Genomic DNA, 1,291 nt, shown 5'->3' on the forward strand with positions numbered 1-1,291 from the left:
AGGTCGGTCTTCTCCCAGGGGAAGAAGTCGCCTTCGGGCTTGCGGCCGAAGTGACCGTAGGCGGCCGACTTCTGGTAGATCGGCTTGTTGAGGCCCAGATGCTCGCGGATGCCGCGCGGCGTCAGGCGCACCAGCTGCGGCAGCACCGCCTCGATCTTGTCGTCGGCGACCGTGCCCGTGCCGTGCGTGTCGACATAGAGCGATAGCGGCTCGGCGATGCCGATCGCGTACGACAGCTGGATCGTGCAGCGACGCGCAAGGCCGGCTGCGACGATGTTCTTGGCCATGTAACGGCTGATATACGCTGCCGAACGGTCGACCTTGGTCGGGTCCTTGCCAGAGAACGCGCCGCCGCCGTGCGGCGATGCGCCGCCGTAGGTGTCGACGATGATCTTGCGGCCGGTCACGCCAGCATCGCCATCGGGGCCGCCGATCTCGAACGATCCGGTCGGGTTGACATAGATCGCGGTCTCGTCGGTGATGAAGCCCTCGGGCAGCACATCGTGCATCACGCCCACGACATAGTCGTAAAGCTCCTGATACTTGGCGGCATCGCCCTTGCCTTCGTGCCAGAAATAGCCCGGCGCGTGCTGGGTCGAGACGACCAGAGCGGTGGCGCGCACCGGCTTTTCGTCGTCATAGGCGAGCGTCACCTGGCTCTTGGCGTCGGGCTCGAGGAAATCGACGACCTTGGCGTGGCGATCGGCCGCCATGCGCTCGAGGATCTTGTGCGAATAGTCGAGCGTCGCGGGCATCAGGTCTTCGGTCTCGTCCGAGGCATAGCCGAACATGATGCCCTGGTCGCCAGCGCCTTCGTCCTTGTTGTCCTTGGCATCGACGCCCTGCGCGATTTCCGAAGACTGGCCGTGCAGGTGGTTTTCGAAGCTGAATGTTTCCCAGTGGAAACCGTCCTGCTCATAGCCGATGCGCTTGACCGTCGCGCGCACGACCTGTTCGATCTCTTCCAGCGCGCCTGCGGCCCACTCGCCGTTCTCGTACACGCCCTTGCAGCGGATCTCGCCGGCCAGCACCACGCGCTGGGTCGTCGTCAGCGTCTCGCAGGCGACGCGCGCATACGGATCCTTGGACAGGAACAGGTCGACGACGGCGTCGGAAATCTGGTCCGCAACCTTGTCGGGATGGCCTTCGCTGACCGATTCGGAGGTAAAGAGGAAGCTCTTGCGCATGGGTCGCCTTCTTGCTGGGGCCCTCCCGAGACACACCCGGCAGAGCACATATAAAGAATTCCTTATATCCCGCCCTTAACGGCGGAATGCGGCCAGTGCAACTG

The 1,291-nt window shown here is 63.8% G+C and carries 1 protein-coding gene; it reads right to left on the reverse strand.

Going from position 1 to position 1,291, the window contains the following annotated elements:
- Window positions 1–1,187: methionine adenosyltransferase (gene metK / locus LI72_RS18625; protein WP_033927480.1), on the reverse strand; the 1,187-nt coding region annotated here is incomplete at its 3' end.
- Between the last annotated feature and the right edge of the window lie 104 nt (window positions 1,188–1,291).

The organism is Sphingomonas sp. 35-24ZXX (genome assembly GCF_000786215.1).
Classification (GTDB): domain Bacteria; phylum Pseudomonadota; class Alphaproteobacteria; order Sphingomonadales; family Sphingomonadaceae; genus Blastomonas.